The following is a 16,612-nucleotide window of genomic DNA, read 5'->3' on the forward strand; positions in this document are numbered from 1 at the left end:
GGAGCTCCCGTGACCCTCACCGCTGAGCCCGCCGCACCACCGACCGGGGTGCTGCTCGACTTCAAGAACACCGAGATGACCTTCCCCAACGGGACGGTGGCGCTGCGCGGTGTCGACCTCACCGTGCGTCGGGGCGAGTTCGTCTCGGTCGTCGGCCCCTCCGGTTGCGGCAAGTCGACCCTGCTGCGGATCGCCTCGGGTCTCGAGACGGCCTCCGACGGCGTCGCGAGCGTCAACACCGACCACATCGGCTACGTCTTCCAGGACGCCACCCTGCTGCCGTGGCGCAACGTCACCAAGAACGTCGAGCTCCTGGCCGAGCTGGACGGACGGACGTCGCGATCGGCCCGCGCGACCAAGGCTGCCAAGGCGATCGAGCTGGTGGGCCTGCAGGGCTTCGAGAAGTCGCTGCCGCGCCAGCTCTCCGGCGGCATGCGGATGCGCGTCTCGCTGGCCCGCTCGCTCACCCTCGACCCCGAGCTCTTCCTCTTCGACGAGCCCTTCGGCGCGCTCGACGAGATCACCCGCGAGCGCCTCAACGACGAGCTGCTGCGGCTCTTCGTCGCGCAGCGGTTCGCCGGGCTGTTCATCACCCACTCCGTCTCCGAGGCGGTCTACCTCTCGACCAAGGTCGTGGTGATGTCGGGCCGGCCCGGCAACGTCGTCGACACCTTCGAGGTGCCGTTCGACATGCCTCGCGATCCCGACATCCGCTTCACCCCCGAGTTCGGCGAGCTCGTCGGCCGGGTCTCCCGTGCGCTGAGGGAAGGACACCGCTGATGGCCGCGACCGAAGCAGCCGAGACGACCGAGACGACCGAGACGACCGAGACGACCGGGGACACGGCGACTGCCGCGACCCCGACGCACCGGCGGCCCAGTCCGCTGAGCCGACTCGGGCGTGCGCCGTGGTGGAAGGTGCTGGTCGTCTTCGCGGCGCTGATCGGGCTCTGGTACGCCGCCGCCAAGCACTACGCCGACAAGGGCCTGCCCTACCTCGTGCCCTACCCGCACGACGTCTTCCACGCGATGTTCCTGGACTCCACGACCCGGCACGACCTGGTGGTGGCGCTGTGGCGCTCCACCGAGGTAGCGCTGACGGGCCTGGCGATCGCGATCGTGATCGGCATGGCCTGGGCGGTGCTGATGGCGCAGGCGAAGTGGATCGAGCAGTCGCTCTACCCCTACGCGGTGATCCTGCAGTGCATCCCGATCCTGGCGCTCGTCCCCCTGATCGGAGCGCTGGCCGGCTACGAGTTCAAGTCCCGCGTGATCGTCACCGTGATGATCTCGCTGTTCCCGATGGTGTCCAACACCCTCTTCGGCCTGCAGGCCACCGACCAGGGGCAGCGCGAGCTCTTCCAGCTGCAGGGCGCCCGTGCCTGGACCCGGCTCGCCAAGCTGCAGATCCCGGCGGCGCTGCCGAGCATCTTCGTCGGCCTGCGGATCGCCGCCGGACTGTCGGTGATCGGCTCGATCGTCGGCGACCAGTTCTTCCAGCGCGGAACTCCCGGGCTCGGGGTCCTGATCCAGGTCGACGCCTCGCGCCTGCTCGGGCCCGAGATGTACGCCGCCATCCTCACGGCCTCCCTGCTGGGCGTCGCCGTGTTCCTGCTCTTCGGGCTTCTCGGGAAGCTCGCGATCGGCCGCTGGTACTCGTTCCGCTGAGCGAGGCGCGAGCCGATCATCCGCGGCCGAGGTCGTCCGCACCGTCCCAACCGCACCGTCCCAACCGCAGCACCCGCACCCACCCAAGGAAACGGAGAACCATGCGCACTCGATCGCGTATGACCGCGGCCGGAGCGATTCTCGGCGCTCTCGCTCTCGCTGCCACCGCCTGTGGCAGCAGCAACTCGTCCGACACCAGCGCCGCCGACAGCGGCAGCAGCGCGCCTGCTGCCGCCTCCTCGGCCGCGACCGGCGCGGCCGTCGACCTCTCGGGGGTGTGCCCCTCGACCGTCGTCGTACAGACCGACTGGAACCCGGAGGCCGACCACGGTCACCTCTACCAGATGCTCGGGCCGAACCCGACCATCGACAGCAACAAGAAGAGCGTCACCGGCGACCTGTACGCCAACGGCCAGTCCACCGGCGTGAAGCTGGAGATCCGCGCCGGCGGCCCGGCGATCGGCTACTCGACGGTCAGCGCGCAGATGTACCAGGACAAGTCCATCACGATGGGCTACGTCTCCACCGACGAGGCCGTCGAGTTCTCCGGCAAGCTGCCGACCACGGCCGTCTTCGCCGAGAACGACAAGTCCCCGATGGTGGTGATGTGGGACCCGGCGAAGTATCTCAACGTCACCGACATCAAGAGCCTCGGCACCGCGCTGAAGAAGAGTGGCGGCGTGGTCCGCTACTTCAGCGGCGCGGCCTACATGGAACACCTCATCGGCGCCGGCTACCTCTCCAAGGACGTCACCGACGGCTCCTACGACGGTACGCCGGCCAAGTTCGTCACCGACCAGGGCAAGTCCGCCCAGCAGGGCTTCGCCACCGCCGAGCCCTACATCTACCAGCACGAGGTCAAGGCGTGGGGCAAGCCGGTCAAGTACCAGCTCATCGCCGACACCGGCTGGAACCCGTACCCCGAGACGATGTCGGTGCGCACCGGTGACCTGCAGAAGCTGACCCCGTGCCTGCAGAAGCTGGTGCCGGTGATGCAGCAGGCCGACGTCGACTACTTCAAGAACCCGACGCCGACCAACGACCTGATCGACAAGCTCGTCAAGTCCTACAACAACGGCTGGACCTACGACGCCCAGGTCGGTCAGTTCGCCGCCGACCAGATGAAGACGCTCCAGATCGCCTCCGACGGCACCGACGGCTACGTCGGCGACCTCGACGCCAGCCGCGTGCAGCAGTTCATGGACGTCGCGGTGCCGATCTTCGACAAGACCAAGGACGCGGGGGTGAAGGCGGGCCTCAAGCCGGAGGACCTGTTCACCAACCAGTTCCTCGACAAGAAGATCTCGCTCGGCTTCTGACCCGCACTCCCGGGGCCGCCGCCATCCCGGCGGCGGCCCCGGGCCCCGACCTCCCCGACCCTCCGACCAGCGAAGGACCCACCCGTGAGCACCCCACCGGTCGCCCCTGACGCAGTCTCGGCCCTCCACCACGAGCTCGTGCAGCTCCTCGGCGAGCGGGGCGCCAGCATCGACCAGCGCACCCGCGAGCGCGCCTCGGTCGACGAGGCGACGATGTCGCCGATCATCGCCGAGCAGCTCCCGCTCGGTCTCGCCGACCTCGTCGCCTGGCCGACCAACGCCGAGGAGATCGCCGCGGTGGTGTCGGCGGCGTACCGCCACGGCGTGCCGCTCACCCCGCGGGGCAAGGGCACCGGTAACTACGGCCAGGGCATCCCGATGCACGGCGGCCTCGTGCTGGACACCAGCCGCGCCCGCGCCGTGGTCTCGGTCGAGGACGGCGTCATCACCGCGGAGGCCGGCGCGACCATGATCGCCATGGAGCAGGCGGCCAACGAGGCCGGCCAGCAGCTGTGGATGTATCCCTCGACCGCCCAGAGCACCATCGGCGGCTTCCTCTCCGGCGGATCCGGCGGCACCGGCTCCATCACCCACGGCTCCAACTGGATGGGCTTCGTCACCGCGCTGGACGTGGCGCTGCCGGGCGAGGAGCCGACGCTGCTGCACGTCGAGGGCGAGGAGGCGCAGACCTTCGTGCACACCTATGGCACCGCCGGCGTCATCGCTCGTGCCACCGTCCGGCTCGAGCCGGCCCAGGACTGGCGCTCGCTGTATGCCTCCTTCTCCTCCTTCGCGACCGCCCAGGCGGTGCTGCGCTCGCTGCGCGGCCTGGAGCCGGCGCCGCGACTGGTCTCGGCCGACACACCCACCATCAGCGCCAAGCTGCCCGACGACCCCGGCATCCCCAAGGACGGCTGCAGCCTGCGCGCCATCCTCGATGCCGCCACCGCGCCGGAGGCCCGGAGCCTGATCGAGACCGCGGGCGGCGCGGTGCTCGACGTCCGCGAGGGGATGCAGCAGTCGGTGCGGCTCTCGATGCTCTCCTACAACCACCCCATCTACTGGCTGAAGAAGAACACCCCGGAGACCACCTACTTCCACGTCGAGGTCGGCGGCGAGGCGCTGATCGACCGGGTCGAGGAGGTGCACGCGGTCTATCCGGGCGCGATGCTGCACATCGAGGCCGCCCACCTGTTCCCGATCGGCATGCTGGCGGCGCCGTACACGGGTGCGGCGGACGTGTACGCCGGCTACCCCAAGCTCCAGGAGCTCGGGGTCCGGGTGCACAGCCCGCACCAGTGGTACGTCGACCACGACATCGACAACGTGCTCGCGCTCAAGGCCAGGACCGACCCGCGCGGGCTGCTCAACCCCGGCAAGCTGGGTGCCCCCGAGGACGTGGTGCTGGGCAACAGCACCGCCTCGGCGCAGCCCGCCGGACACGTCAACGACCAGGCTGCCCGCGAGGCGGCGGCAGAAGGACTGATGGCATGAGGCGCGATCTCGTCGAGCTCCCCGGACCGGACGTCGCCGCGGACTTCACCCGCGAGACGATCGTGGTGGTCGGCACCGGGGCGATCGAGCACCACGGCCCGCACCTGCCGCTCAACACCGACTACCTGCTCGCCGACGTCATCGGCGGCGCCGCGGTGGAGCAGGCCGCGGTCGACGGCCTGGACGTGTGGCGGCTGCCCACCCTCGCCTTCACCAAGTCGGACGAGCACAGCTGGGCACCCGGCACGGTCTGGCTGGACTGGGACACGATGTACAGGACCTGCGTCGAGATCGGCCGGGCCGTCGACACGATGGGCGCCGGCACCTTGGTCTTCGCCAACGGGCACGGCGGCAACACCGCGCTGCTGCAGGTGGTGCTCCGCGAGATCCGCAAGCTCTACGGCCTCAAGACCTTCCTGATGCCGACCCTGATCCGCACGGACCCGCCGGCGGGGGAGGGGCTCGACGAGCGCAACCTCGGCATCCACGGCGGCGCCGCCGAGACCTCGATCGTGATGCACATGCGCCCCGAGCTGGTGGACCTGAGCCGGGCCGAGCGCTGGGTGCCCGAGCACCTGGCCGCCTTCCGGCACATCGGGTTCAACGGTCTCCCGGTGAGCTTCGGGTGGCTCTCCAGCGACTTCGGCACCGGCGGGGTGGTGGGCGATCCCACCCAGGCCACCACCGCCTTCGGCGCGAAGCTGTACGACGCGTCGGTCGCCCAGGCCGTCGCCTCGCTGCACGAGATCGCCCGCTTCGACCACAAGCAGGCCGGGTGAACCCGGACGACAGCTTCGGGTACGACGTCGCCATCGACGAGGCCATCGTCGACCCCATCGCCCTCCTGCGTGGCTGGCTCGCCCACTGCGACGGTGACGTGACCCCGCTGATGACGCTGTCCACCGTGGACGCCGAGGGCTATCCGGACAGCCGGCACGTGCTGCTCTCGCGCTGCGACGAGGAGGGCCGGATCGCCTTCCACACCGACAGCCGCTCACGCAAGGCCGCCGAGCTGGCCGCGAACCCGCGCGCCAGCGTGGCGGTGGTCTGGCCGGGCCTGGCCCGGCAGCTGGCCGTGTCCGGTGACGTCGCGGTACAACAGGCAGCCGGTCAGGTCGAGGCCTACGAGCGTCGCTCGCGCTACCTGCAGCTGCTCGCGTGGCTCAACGACGATGCTGCAGCAGCCGCGACGGTCGAGGAACGCCAGGCCGGATGGGCGGCCTTCGACGCTGCGCACCCGGCTCTCGAGCCGCCGTCGACGTGGGTGGGCTATGCGCTCACACCGCGGCGGATCGCGTTCTGGCGCGGTGACGCGGACGGTCCGTCGAACCGCCTGCTGTGCACCCGCACGGACGCGGGCTGGGACATCGCGCGCCATCCGGGGTGATACCGCCGCCGAACGGTTGTTCGGGGTGGGGGTGGTGCTTCGCGGGGGCGAACGGTTGTTCGGGGTGGGGGTGGTGCTTCGCGGCGCCGAACGGTTGTTCGGTGCGCGCACGTGCCTCACAGACGCCAAACGCTCGTTCGGTCTCCCGGGCCGCCGGCGCCGGCGCCGGCGCCGTCCTACTCGATCTCGCCGAGCCGGTCGTAGGCCGACGCGATCGCGGAGGCGCGGTCGCGCCCCTCGCGCCCACGCCGCTCGAGCACGCCGTCGGCCAGCACGCTGACCAGGCTCATCGCCGCGGCGTAGGAGTCGAAGGCGAGCTCGCCCTGGACGGCGCACTCGAGCGCGACGGTGGCGCGGCGCAGGTGGGCCGCAGCGGTTGGGTCGGCAAGGACGATGACGGCGGCCCGGGAGCGGACCGCCTCGCCGACGAAGGAGGAGAAGCCCGCCGGTCGCCGGCGGAATCCGACAGCGATCACCACGTCCTCGGCGCCGAAGCCGGCCAGCTCCTCACCGATCGTCTGGCCGGGTTGCGGCCCGAGGGTGACGGCGGGACGGGTCTGGGCCAGCTGCTCGCGCAGGTGCAGCGCCACCGGATAGCTGTTGCGCCAGCCGGCGACCAGGACCTGCCGCGCCTCGGCGAGCAGGGCGGTGGCCTCGGCGATCGGCGCGTTCTCCAGCAGGTGCCGGATCGCGTCGGCCTCATTGGCGATGTGGCCGGCGAGGCTCGGCGCCCCCTCGGTACGGCGTGGCTCACCGGCGATGCGCAGGCCACGCATGTGGTCGCGCACCTCGTCGAAGTCGGCGAAGCCGAGGGACCGGAACAGCCGGCTCATCGTCGCCTTCGACACCCCGGCCAGGCTGGCCAGCTCGGCCGCCCGGTAGGTGGCCAGGTCGTCGAGATGGGTGAGCAGAGCCTCCGCGGCGCGCCGCTCCTGGGGCGGCAGGGCGTCGTGGCACAGCGCGATCCGCTCGTCGATGCGGTGGCCGGTCTGCGGCGCGGTCACGATCGCTCCCGTACGACGCGAGCGACCTCCAGGACCGCTCGTTCGAGCGCGTCGAGACCACGGGCCACGTCGATCTCGCGGACGTCCTCGCCGGGATGGTGACTGATGCCGTCGAAGCAGCGCACGAACAGCATTCCTATCTCTGTCACCGCGGCGATGGCCATCGCGTCGTGCCCCGCGCGGCTCCACAGCCCCATCGGCGCGGCTCCCGCGGGGTAGCTCGCATCGGCTGCGGCGATGCCGACGCCGACGGCGTCCTGCAGCCACGGTGCGCACGGTGCGGCGAACGCGCGGTGGGTCTCCTCGGTGCTGAGCCGCAGTCCTCGGGCCTCGCAGAGCGCGGTGATCTCGGCCTCCATCCGCTGCCACATCGCGTCGCGCTCGGCGTCGGTGGCGGCGCGGAGGTCGAGACTGAGGTCGGCCCGGCCGGGGATCACGTTGACCGCACCCGGCTGGACCTCGATGCGGCCCACGGTCGCGATGCACGTGCTCGCCCGTGCCAGCCGCTCGATGACCACGATCGCCTCGGAGGCGCCGACGAGCGCGTCCTTGCGTCGTTCGTACGGCGTGCCGCCGGCGTGCCTGGCCTCCCCGTGCACGGTGAGGTGGAAGCGGCGGGCGCCGGCGATCGCGGTGACGTAGCCGAGTGACCGATCGGCGGCCTCGAGCAGCGGCCCCTGCTCGATGTGGGCCTCGACGTAGCCGACGAGCTCGCCGGGCCTCCGCGCCGCCTCGTGCACCCGCAGGGGGTCCAGCCCGAAGCCGACGAACGCCTCCCGGAGCGTGACGCCGTCGCGGTCCCGCAGGTGCCACCAGGCCTGGTCCCACGTGCCGGCGGCGGCCTGGCTGCCGAGGAGCGCCTTGCCGAAGCGGGCGCCCTCCTCGTCGCTGAAGCCGACGACCTCGAGTGCGAAGGGCAGCTCGGTCGCGCGGAGCCGCTCGGCCACGGCGATGGCCATCAGTACGCCGAGCATGCCGTCGTACGACCCGGCGTCGGGGACGGTGTCCAGGTGGCTGCCGAGCAGCAGTGCGGGCATGCCGGGCTCGGGGCCCTCGCGGCGCCCGTACTGGTTGCCGGCGGCGTCGACCCACGTCCGCAGGCCGGCCTGCCGCATCCAGCCCTCCGTCGCCCGGTTGGCCGCCGCGTGCTCGGGGGTGAGGTAGGTCCGCTCGAGGTGGGTGGGGCTGGCCGAGTGCCGGTCGAGCTCGGCACACCGGCGCAGCACCTCGGTCGCGCTGGTGGTCGCCAGAGGCGTCACGGTCGGCCCCCTTCGTAGACCTCGCGCGCAGCGCCGACGCCGCCACCGGCGAGGACCTGCGCACCGGCGGAGCGGAGCGCCTGCTCGAGTGCTGCGAGGGTGAGCATGACGGCGTCGCGGCGGGCGTTGTAGCCCATCGTGCCGATCCGCCAGACCTTGCCGTGGAGCGGGCCGAACGAGGTGCCGATCTCGATGCCGTAGTCGGTCAGCAGCGCCGCCCGGACCCAGTCGCCGTCGACGCCGTCGGGGATGTGGACGGCCACCACGTTGGACATCTTGTGCGCCACGTCGCCGAAGACCCTCAGTCCTAGGCCCTCGACGCCGGCCAGCATCGCCCGCCCGTGCAGTCCGTGCCGGTCGATCGCGTTCGCGAGCCCCTCCTCGACCAGTAGCCGCGCGCACTCGCGGGCGGCGTACAGCATGGAGGTCGCCTCGGTGTGGTGGTTGAGCCGCCGTGGCCCCCAGTAGTCCATCACCTGCGCGAGGTCGAGGTAGTTCGAGGCGATCCGCAGGCCGGTGGCCGTGTCGCCGTCGTCGCGGATGCCGGCCTCGACGTGCTTGCGGGCCTCGATGACCGCGACGGCCCGCGGGGAGACGGTGATCGGCGCGCTGCCCGACGGCCCGCCGAGGCACTTCTGCAGCCCGGCCGTCGCGATGTCGACGCCCCAGTCGTCGGTGCGGAAGGCGTTGCCCCCGAGGGAGGCGGTGGCATCGACGTAGAGCAGCGCGTCGTAGGTGCGACAGATCGCGCCGATGTCGGCGAGCGGCTGGCACATCGTGGTGGAGGTGTCGCCGTGCACGACGGCGACCACCTTCGGCCGTACGGCGCGCACAGCCCGCTCGACGTCCTCGGCGGGAACGACGTCGCCCCAGGGCACCTCCACGGTGTGGACATCGGCGCCACAGCGTTCGGCGATCTCGACCAGGAGGTGCCCGAACCGCCCGAAGATCGGCACCAGGACGGGATCACCGGGCTCGATCAACGAGACCAGCGCGGCCTCGATCCCGGCGCGGGAGGTCCCGTCGACCAGGAAGGTCTGGTCGTTGGCGGTGGCGAACACGGTCCGGTAGAGCGCCATCACGTCACCCATGGCGGCGGTCATGGTGGGATCGAACTGGCCGACCAGCTGGGTCGACATCGCCTGCAGGACGCGTGGGTCGACGGTGATCGGTCCGGGGCCCATCAACAGTCGTGGCGGCATCGAGAGTGGTGGGAGTGCTGTCACGAGACCCTCCTGAGCTGGCGTCCCCACACGTGGTCGGGACGCTCGACGTCGATGGCGTTCGCCCGGACGATCGTGTGGGTGACCCGGCCGCCGTAGCGCAGCCCGTCGAACGCCGAGATGGGGTGGCGGTGGGCCAGCCGGGTCGCGTCGACGCGGAGCTCGGCGCCGGTGTCGTAGACCGCGAGGTCGGCATCGACGCCGACCTCGATGCGTCCCTTGCTCCGCAGCCCGGCGAGGTCGGCGGTGTTGCGAGACATCCAGCGACTCACCCGGCTCAGCCCGATGTTGCGCCGTCTCGCCTCGGTGGCGACGGCGCTGAAGCCGACCTGGAGACCGGAGACGCCGCCCCATGCCTGCTGGAGGTCGCCGTCGCCGCGGCCCTTCTCCTCGGCGTCGGCCGGTGAGTGGTCGCTGACGATGGTGTCGATGACCCCCGCGCGCAGCGCCTGCCAGAGCTCCTCCCGGTTGCCGGCGTCGCGGATCGGCGGGCAGCACTTGAACTGCGGCGAGGCGTCGGGGATCTGCTCGCTGGCGAAGCAGAGGTAGTGCGGGCAGGTCTCGACGCTCAGGGGGAGTCCCTCGTCTTTGGCGTCCTTGATCAGGTCCAGGGCGCGGGCCGAGGAGAGGTGCAGGATGTGGGTCCGCGCCCCGGTCTCGCGGGTGCCGTCGATCACCTGCCGGATCGCGGCCAGCTCGGCCTCGTCGGGCCGGCTGAGCAGGAAGTCGGCGTACGCCCGGCTGCCGGAGGTGGGCGCGTGCGCGTCGAGCACACCAGCGTCCTCCGCATGCACGATCATCAGGCCGCCGAAGCGCGCGATCTCCGTCAGGGCGGCGGTGAACCCCGCGCCGTCCAGTGGTGGGAACTCGTCGACGCCGGAGGGCGCCAGGAAGCACTTGAACCCGAAGACGCCCGCATCCCAGAGCGGCTCCAGGTGCTGCAGGTTGCCCGGCACGGCGCCGCCCCAGAAGCCGACGTCCACCATCAGCTTGCGGGTCGCGGCCTCCTGCTTGGCCCGCAGGCCGGCGAGGGTCGTGGTGGGCGGCACCGAGTTGAGCGGCATGTCGATCAGGGTGGTCACCCCGCCCAGAGCCGCGGCCTCGGTGGCGCTGAGGAAGCCCTCCCAGTGGGTGCGGCCCGGCTCGTTGACGTGCACGTGCGTGTCCACCACACCCGGGACGACGTAGGCGGTGTCGGGGACCTCGAGGAGCAGCCCCGCGACCTCCGACTCCGGCGGTTCGATCGCCTCGATCCGACCCTGCCGCAGTCGTAGGGTCGCCGGGACGAAGTCGTCGTCGATCAGGACGTGCTGGGCACGGATCGCGTCGATGCGCATCGATCAGCTCCCGCGGTAGGTGGTGTAGGCGAAGGGGCTCAGCAGCAGCGCGACGTGGTAGTGCTCGTCGTCCTCGGTCTCGAACGTGACGTCGATGCCGGGATAGAACGTGGCGCGTCGCTGGCTCTCGAACCAGGGGCCGGTCGCGAAGCTCAGGGTGTGGACGCCTGCGGTCACCTCAGCGGCGACGCGGACCCGGCCGTCGGCGTCGGTGGTGCCCGAGCGGGTGGTGCCGTCGGCGAGCGTGAGCCGCAGACTCATCCCGGACGCCGCCCGGCCACGCTCGGCATCGAGGACGTGGGCGCTGATCGTGCAGCTCATGCGGCGTCCTCGACGAGCGCGCTCAGCCGCAGCAGCGCGATCTGAGTCAGCTGCTGGTGGACGACCTCCGCCTCGGCGGCGTCGTCGTTGCCCAGGCGTTGCTCCAGCAGGAGGAGGAGCTCCTCGGCGCTGCGTCCCTTGGCGCGCACGAGGTAGACCTGGCCGAACCGCTCCTCGTAGCGCCGGTTCGCCTCGGCGAGTCGTCGCCGGACGTCGTCGTCGGACGCGACACCGGACTGCTCCGCATCCGACATCGCGGCACTCGCACCGGTCCCGCGGTGGCGCTCGCCGATGCGCGGATGGTCCGCCAGCGCCTCGTCGACCTCGGTGCGCGTCCACTCCGAGGCCAGCCGCTCCGCATGGGCCAGGAGCGTCGTCCGGTCGGGATAGGGCCGCCCGGTCACCAGGCCCGAGACGAACGATCCGATCGAGGCGCAGGGCCGCACGTACGCCGCGGCGGCATCGGCGTCCATCGCGTTGAAGTCGACTATCTCCAAGGTTCCGTCCCTCTCGAGGTGGCACTGCGCCGTCGTGTCCCCTGACCATAGGAAACAGATGTGACCGTCGATGAAACTCCAGTTTCAGTTCCGTTACGACCCGAGCCGGACGGCGAGGTCGAGCAGATCGCGGTCCCGGCCCGGCGCGGCGAGCAGGCACACGCCACAGGGCAGCCCGGCGGCGGTCCGCAGCGGGAGGCTCACCGCCGGCAGCCCGCCCAGGCCGGCCAGGCAGGTCAGTCGCATCGTCGCGTCACGGGCCGCCTGGGCCTCGGCAGGCTCCGGGGCGACCGATGCCGCACTCGGCAGGACGAGCACGCGGTCGCCGACCAGCTCGCGGACGGCGTACCGGGCGGCCTGCACGACGTCCCACGCCGCGGCCGCCTGCTCGCGGGTGATGCTCGCCGCGACCTGGAAGCGTCCGCGGACGTCGGGCCCGAGGCTGTCCATCCGGGACGCGAGCCAACCGCCGTGCTCCTGCCAGGCCTCGAAGGCCTGCCAGGTCTGGAACGCCGCGAGCCATCCGCCGAGGTCGTCGAGCCGCCAGGACTCCCGTACGGCGTGGCCCGGCAGCCACTCCTCGATGGCAGTGGCGACGTCCGGCTGGGCCAGCCCGAGCAGGCTCGGCACGACGACCAGGTCGGAGGAACCGTGGACCGGTGCGGCGGGGAGCAGCACCTCGCCGACCTGTGACAGCAACGCGGCCGAGCGGGTCAGCCACCCGACCGTGTCGAAGGTGGGTGACAGCGGGACCACGCCGGTGCGGTCGACGGCGCCGTGCGTGGTCCGGACGCCGAAGAGACCCTGGTAGGCGGCGGGCACGCGGATCGACCCGCCGGTGTCGGTGCCGAGACCGATGCTGGCGTGCCCGAGGCTCACAGCCGTGGCCGAGCCCGACGTCGAGCCGCCCGGGATCCGGTACGGCGCGCGCGGGTTGGGCGGCGTGCCGTAGTGGGCGTTCTGTCCGGCGAGGCTGTAGGCGAGCTCGTCGGTGCGTGCGATGCCGCGGATCGATGCTCCGGCCTCGAGCAGGGCGCGGACTGCGGCGGCGTACTCGGTCTCGGGCGCTGCCGCGGCGAGCCAGGCCGGGTTCCCCACGCCGATCGGCTGGCCCTTGACCGCGTAGAGGTCCTTCACCGCGATGCTCTCCCCGCTCAGCGGTCCCGCCTGGAGGGGAGGAGCCAGCGGGTCGCCGACGACGCGCCACACCCGCGTGTCGAGAGCGGGTGCCGGCACCGCGACGTGGGCAGCCGTCACCTGCCAGCCGGCGAGCCCGCGCGAGCGGTCGGCGGAGCGTGCCCACAGCTGGGTCTGCTGGCCGCGGCCGCCTCGGGCGAGCTCGGTGACGGCGACCACGAGGACGTGGTCGTCGTCGATCACCTGCACGTGGGTCTGCACGATCCTGCGCGGCGCGGCACCGCCGCGACGGCCACGGAACGCGCTGATCCGCTCGTGCCCGACCAGCAGCCCCTCCGCATCGCCGCGCAGGGTTCCGGGCTCCTCGGCGAAGAGCCGGTCGAGCATCGGCAGGTCGTCGGCCATCAGCGCCGACTCATAGGCGCGGAAGGCCGTCATCAGGCCGTCGGGCACGGGGCGCAGCACGGATCCGCTCACGAGGGGAAGTCTCCCTTGCGGATGGTCGCGTGCACGCCCTTCACGACGTCGACGACCTGGGAGATGCGGAAGTCGGTGGCGGCCGAGAGGTAGGCGTAGGCGAGCCGCTCGTCCATGCCGAACCGGGCGCTGATCAGCGCGATCGCGGCCCGCACGCAGTTCTGCACCGCGACGTCGAGGTCCTCGTCGAGGCCGGTGGGCACCAGCAGCTCCGAGGTCTCGGCCAGCGGTCCGGCCAGCTCGCCGAAGCGCCGGACGGCCTCCTCGCGGGCGATGACGTCGAGGCGGATCGTCGCGCGCAGGCTCGCCTCCATCGCGGTCAGGCTCACCTCCCCGTCGCCCTGGGCGAAGTGCGGGTCCCCGACGTAGGCACGGGCGCCCTCGACCTGCACGGGCAGGTAGAGGGTGCTGCCGGTGGTCAGCAGCCGGATGTCGAGGTTGCCGCCGTGCGGCCCGGGCGGCACCGAGTGGGGGCGGGCGCTGCCCGGGACGGCCACGCCCATGATGCCGAGGAACGGCGCGAGCTCGAACCGCGCCCTGGGGCCGCCCTCCTCCTGGTCCTCGCGCAGCGGCAGCAGACCGTGGGTGGCGTCCTCGTCCACCCGGGCGAAGACGCAGTGCAGGGGCGCGCCGTCCCGCGGGAGCTCGCCGGCGAGGGCACCGCGGCCGTGCCGGTTGGAGATGACGCCGTAGGGGACACGTGGCGTGGTCTCCAGCACGGTCATCGCGACCAGGTCGCCGGGTCGTGCGCCGATCACCTCGATCGGGCGGCTCACGACGTGGGGACCGTCCACCCCGGCGGTCCGGGGGACGGCGCTCGCCGCGAGGGCGACGGCGTCCTCGAGCACGTCGACGTCGTACGGCGCGAAGAAGGCGCGGGGGTCGCGACCCTGGTCCTCCAGGATCCCCTCGTGGCTCAGGGTGTCCACGGTGACCTCCGTGCCCGGCTCCACCGACAGCGCGGGGGCGTCGGCGGCGCACGGGAGCCGTCCCCAGATCACGTTGTCGGTCGTGCTGGGCAGGTAGGCGCCACGGATCGCGCCGTCGCCGAGCTGCAGGAGGGGGAGGGCCACCCGAGCACCGTATGGAACGAATGTTTCATCCGTGTTCCTGGGCGATCCGCCGATGACGTCAGGTCCGTTTCCCTCGGAGATCGAGACGTAACGCGGAGGACACATCCGTCGCCCAGACTGGCATCACGAGCGGAGTTCGAGCCCCCGAGGAGGACGGCCATGTCGATGACGGCGACCCCGGCTACCCCGGCGACCGTGCCTGATCTTCGCCGCCTCTGCCACGGCACCGCCTGGCCGCGAGGCCTCGTCGCGCACGGCCGCTGAGGCCCGAGACGTTCGTTTCGTCCTCGCCGCCTCGCGGCCGGTGCGTTCGCCGCGCCCAGCGCGCCCGTCGCGCCCCTCCGACCTCTCGACAGCCCAGGAGCCCACCGTGCCCACCGACGTCTCCGCCACCGCCCTCCCGTACGCCGAGCGCGTCCTCCCGATCCCGCGCCGCTGCACCTTCGACCCCGACGACTGGCAGATCATCGCCCGCTACTGGTACCCGGTCGCCGTGGCGAGCGAGGTCACCGCCGACCCGCAGGGCACCACCCTCCTCGACCAGCCCCTCGTGATCTACCGGTTCGAGGGCCGGGTCGTCGTCGCCGACAACCTGTGCCCCCACCGGGGCATGCAGCTCTCGCTGGGCAAGGCCTTCGACGACGGCCTCGGCATCCGCTGCCCTTACCACGGGCTCCGGTTCGGCGCCGAGGGCACCTGCACCGCGATCCCGGCGCACCCCACCAACAAGATCCCCGCCCGGATGAACCTGCACGCGTACGGCGCGATCGAGCGCTACGGGCTGGTCTGGACGTGCCTGGCCAGCCTGCCCTCCGACCCGGTCGAGGACGCGGCGATCCCGCCGGTGCCGCACTGGGGCGACGCGGGATTCCAGCAGATCAACTGCCCGTCGATCGACGTGGCCGCGTTCGCCGGCCGCCAGGTGGAGGGCTTCTTGGACGTGGCCCACTTCGCCTTCGTGCACGAAGGCTCGTTCGCCGACCCGGAGAACGCGGAGGTCCCGGACTACACCGTGGAGACCACGAGCGACGGCTTCGAGGCCCGCTACCTGTCGAGCGTGGGCAACTACCCGCACTTCACCGGCCTCAAGGCGGAGCCGGACTACGTCTGGTCGCGACACTTCCGGCTGCACGTGCCGTTCACCGCCACGCTCGTCATCGACTTCCCCGACGGCACCAAGCTCTCGATCATGAACGCCGCCTCTCCGGTCTCGGCCACGAAGACGCGGATGTTCGACGCCCGGGTCCGTGACTTCGACACCGACGGGCCGCTCCAGGACGTCTACGACTTCAACCAGCAGATCTTCGAGGAGGACCGGGAGATGGTGGAGGCGCAGAAGCCGGAGAACCTCCCGCTCGACCCGAAGCTCGAGGTCCACATCCCGGCCGACCGCTCCTCGATCGCCTATCGCCGCGCCCTGCGCGGGCTCGGTCTCAGCACGTTCTTCACCGTATGAGCACGATTCCAGTGGTGGTGCACGCCCAGACCCTGGCCTCGGAGCGGGCCCTGCTGGTCGAGCTGCGACCCGTCGACGTCGACCTGCCGCCGGCCGCGCCCGGGGCGCACGTCGACCTGCACCTCCCGATGACACCCGGCACGGCGGTGCGGCAGTACTCGCTGCTCGACGTCACCGACCCGAGCCGCTACCTGATCTGCGTCCAGCGCGAGCCCGAGGGCCGCGGAGGGTCGCGGCACGTGCACGAGCGGCTCCGCGTCGGCGACAGGCTCACGATCTCCGCGCCGCGGTCGACGTTCGCGGTGCAGGACGGTGCGCACCACGCCGTACTCCTCGGCGGTGGCATCGGTTTGACGCCCCTGCTGGGCATGGCAGGCTGGCTGCAGGCGCAGGGGATGAGCTTCGAGCTGCACTGCTACGGCCGCGGCCGACTGCCCCTGGCCGAGTACGTCGCCGGCCAGCCGTACGCCGATCGCGTCCGCTGGCACGACAGCGACGCTGGCGACTCCCTGCGGCAGGCGGCGCCGGCGTGGTCGATCACCGAGGACACGGTCGTCTACGCCTGCGGACCGGCGGGCTTCCTCGATGCGGTGCGGGAGCGCGCCGCCGATGCCGGGCTCGCGGCGGATCGCGTCCGGGTCGAGCGCTTCACCGCCGAGGTGCCGGCCGACCTCGGCGGGGACGCCTTCACCGTGGTCGCCGCGTCGACGGGCGAGCGGATGGCGGTGGCGGACGGCGAGACCATCGCCGAGGTCCTCGAGCGCAGCGGCTACGACGTCGTGCTCTCGTGCGAGCAGGGGATCTGCGGGTCCTGCCTGACCCGCGTGGTCGACGGTGTCCCCGACCACCGCGACGAGGTGCAGACCGCTGCCGAGCACGCCGCGAACAGCCAGATCAACGTGTGCGTGTCCCGCTCCCGCACCCCCGTGCTCACCCTCGACGTCTGATGACCCCGCGAACG

16 protein-coding genes are annotated in these 16,612 nt (G+C 71.9%); 8 read left to right on the plus strand and 8 right to left on the minus strand.

Annotated elements, in window-relative coordinates; all coding sequences use genetic code 11:
- The first annotated feature begins 9 nt into the window (after window positions 1-9).
- The 6 genes from H036_RS0109050 to H036_RS0109075 all read left to right on the plus strand — a co-directional run bounded on the left by H036_RS0109050 (window position 10) and on the right by H036_RS0109075 (window position 5,867).
- Window positions 10-780: an ABC transporter ATP-binding protein gene (locus tag H036_RS0109050; RefSeq protein ID WP_017934465.1), complete on the plus strand. Its 771-nt coding sequence runs from the start codon at window positions 10-12 to the stop codon at window positions 778-780.
- Complete coding sequence (locus H036_RS0109055) at window positions 780-1,667, plus strand: ABC transporter permease (protein WP_017934466.1); 888 nt, start codon at window positions 780-782, stop codon at window positions 1,665-1,667. Before H036_RS0109050 ends, H036_RS0109055 begins: the two co-directional genes overlap by 1 nt.
- 101 nt (window positions 1,668-1,768) lie before the next feature.
- Window positions 1,769-2,986: a hypothetical protein gene (locus tag H036_RS0109060; protein ID WP_026145907.1), complete on the plus strand. Its 1,218-nt coding sequence runs from the start codon at window positions 1,769-1,771 to the stop codon at window positions 2,984-2,986.
- An 84-nt stretch (window positions 2,987-3,070) separates the two neighbouring features.
- On the plus strand, window positions 3,071-4,480 hold the full coding sequence (locus H036_RS22300; protein WP_017934468.1) for an FAD-binding oxidoreductase: 1,410 nt from the start codon (window positions 3,071-3,073) through the stop codon (window positions 4,478-4,480).
- Window positions 4,477-5,259 (plus strand): creatininase family protein, encoded by a 783-nt coding sequence (locus tag H036_RS0109070; protein ID WP_017934469.1) that lies wholly within the window; start codon window positions 4,477-4,479, stop codon window positions 5,257-5,259. The genes H036_RS22300 and H036_RS0109070 overlap by 4 nt, the downstream gene beginning before the upstream one ends.
- Complete coding sequence (locus H036_RS0109075) at window positions 5,256-5,867, plus strand: pyridoxine/pyridoxamine 5'-phosphate oxidase (protein WP_017934470.1); 612 nt, start codon at window positions 5,256-5,258, stop codon at window positions 5,865-5,867. Before H036_RS0109070 ends, H036_RS0109075 begins: the two co-directional genes overlap by 4 nt.
- 176 nt (window positions 5,868-6,043) lie before the next feature.
- Here the strand turns inward: H036_RS0109075 and H036_RS0109080 are convergent, their stop codons facing one another.
- The 8 genes from H036_RS0109080 to H036_RS0109115 form a co-directional block, all read right to left on the minus strand.
- Window positions 6,044-6,871, minus strand: coding sequence for a MurR/RpiR family transcriptional regulator (locus tag H036_RS0109080; protein WP_017934471.1), 828 nt, complete (start codon window positions 6,869-6,871; stop codon window positions 6,044-6,046).
- On the minus strand, window positions 6,868-8,130 hold the full coding sequence (locus H036_RS0109085) for an allantoate amidohydrolase (protein ID WP_017934472.1): 1,263 nt from the start codon (window positions 8,128-8,130) through the stop codon (window positions 6,868-6,870). The genes H036_RS0109080 and H036_RS0109085 overlap by 4 nt, the downstream gene beginning before the upstream one ends.
- Entirely contained in the window at window positions 8,127-9,356 is a 1,230-nt protein-coding gene (locus H036_RS0109090) for a pyridoxal-phosphate-dependent aminotransferase family protein (RefSeq protein WP_036487820.1), read from the minus strand. The genes H036_RS0109085 and H036_RS0109090 overlap by 4 nt, the downstream gene beginning before the upstream one ends.
- Complete coding sequence (gene allB / locus H036_RS0109095; protein ID WP_017934474.1) at window positions 9,353-10,690, minus strand: allantoinase AllB; 1,338 nt, start codon at window positions 10,688-10,690, stop codon at window positions 9,353-9,355. Before allB ends, H036_RS0109090 begins: the two co-directional genes overlap by 4 nt.
- Before the next feature lie 3 nt (window positions 10,691-10,693).
- Entirely contained in the window at window positions 10,694-11,011 is a 318-nt protein-coding gene (uraH, locus tag H036_RS0109100) for a hydroxyisourate hydrolase (protein WP_017934475.1), read from the minus strand.
- Window positions 11,008-11,508 (minus strand): 2-oxo-4-hydroxy-4-carboxy-5-ureidoimidazoline decarboxylase, encoded by a 501-nt coding sequence (gene uraD, locus H036_RS0109105; protein WP_036487823.1) that lies wholly within the window; start codon window positions 11,506-11,508, stop codon window positions 11,008-11,010. The genes uraH and uraD overlap by 4 nt, the downstream gene beginning before the upstream one ends.
- Before the next feature lie 93 nt (window positions 11,509-11,601).
- A complete protein-coding gene (locus H036_RS0109110) occupies window positions 11,602-13,122 on the minus strand; it encodes an AtzH-like domain-containing protein (protein ID WP_017934477.1) in 1,521 nt (506 codons plus the stop codon).
- Window positions 13,119-14,195 (minus strand): acetamidase/formamidase family protein, encoded by a 1,077-nt coding sequence (locus H036_RS0109115; protein ID WP_017934478.1) that lies wholly within the window; start codon window positions 14,193-14,195, stop codon window positions 13,119-13,121. The genes H036_RS0109110 and H036_RS0109115 overlap by 4 nt, the downstream gene beginning before the upstream one ends.
- Before the next feature lie 370 nt (window positions 14,196-14,565).
- On the opposite strand from H036_RS0109115, the gene H036_RS0109120 reads away from it, so the two are divergent.
- Both H036_RS0109120 and H036_RS0109125 read left to right on the plus strand, forming a co-directional pair.
- Window positions 14,566-15,651, plus strand: a complete 1,086-nt coding sequence (locus H036_RS0109120; protein WP_017934479.1) for an aromatic ring-hydroxylating dioxygenase subunit alpha — start codon at window positions 14,566-14,568, stop codon at window positions 15,649-15,651.
- Window positions 15,648-16,598, plus strand: a complete 951-nt coding sequence (locus H036_RS0109125; RefSeq protein ID WP_081615498.1) for a PDR/VanB family oxidoreductase — start codon at window positions 15,648-15,650, stop codon at window positions 16,596-16,598. The genes H036_RS0109120 and H036_RS0109125 overlap by 4 nt, the downstream gene beginning before the upstream one ends.
- The last annotated feature ends 14 nt before the right edge of the window (window positions 16,599-16,612 follow it).

It is taken from the genome of Nocardioides sp. Iso805N (assembly GCF_000364605.1).
Lineage (GTDB): Bacteria > Actinomycetota > Actinomycetes > Propionibacteriales > Nocardioidaceae > Nocardioides.

What these genes read in the sequence shown, in the direction of transcription:
- allB (WP_017934474.1), bottom strand. Translation starts at nt 10,690, where the DNA reads ATGCGCATCGACGCGATCCGTGCCCAGCACGTCCTGATCGACGACGAC.
- H036_RS0109060 (WP_026145907.1), top strand. Translation starts at nt 1,769, where the DNA reads ATGCGCACTCGATCGCGTATGACCGCGGCCGGAGCGATTCTCGGCGCT.
- uraH (WP_017934475.1), bottom strand. Translation starts at nt 11,011, where the DNA reads ATGAGCTGCACGATCAGCGCCCACGTCCTCGATGCCGAGCGTGGCCGG.
- H036_RS0109125 (WP_081615498.1), top strand. Translation starts at nt 15,648, where the DNA reads ATGAGCACGATTCCAGTGGTGGTGCACGCCCAGACCCTGGCCTCGGAG.
- H036_RS0109055 (WP_017934466.1), top strand. Translation starts at nt 780, where the DNA reads ATGGCCGCGACCGAAGCAGCCGAGACGACCGAGACGACCGAGACGACC.
- H036_RS0109070 (WP_017934469.1), top strand. Translation starts at nt 4,477, where the DNA reads ATGAGGCGCGATCTCGTCGAGCTCCCCGGACCGGACGTCGCCGCGGAC.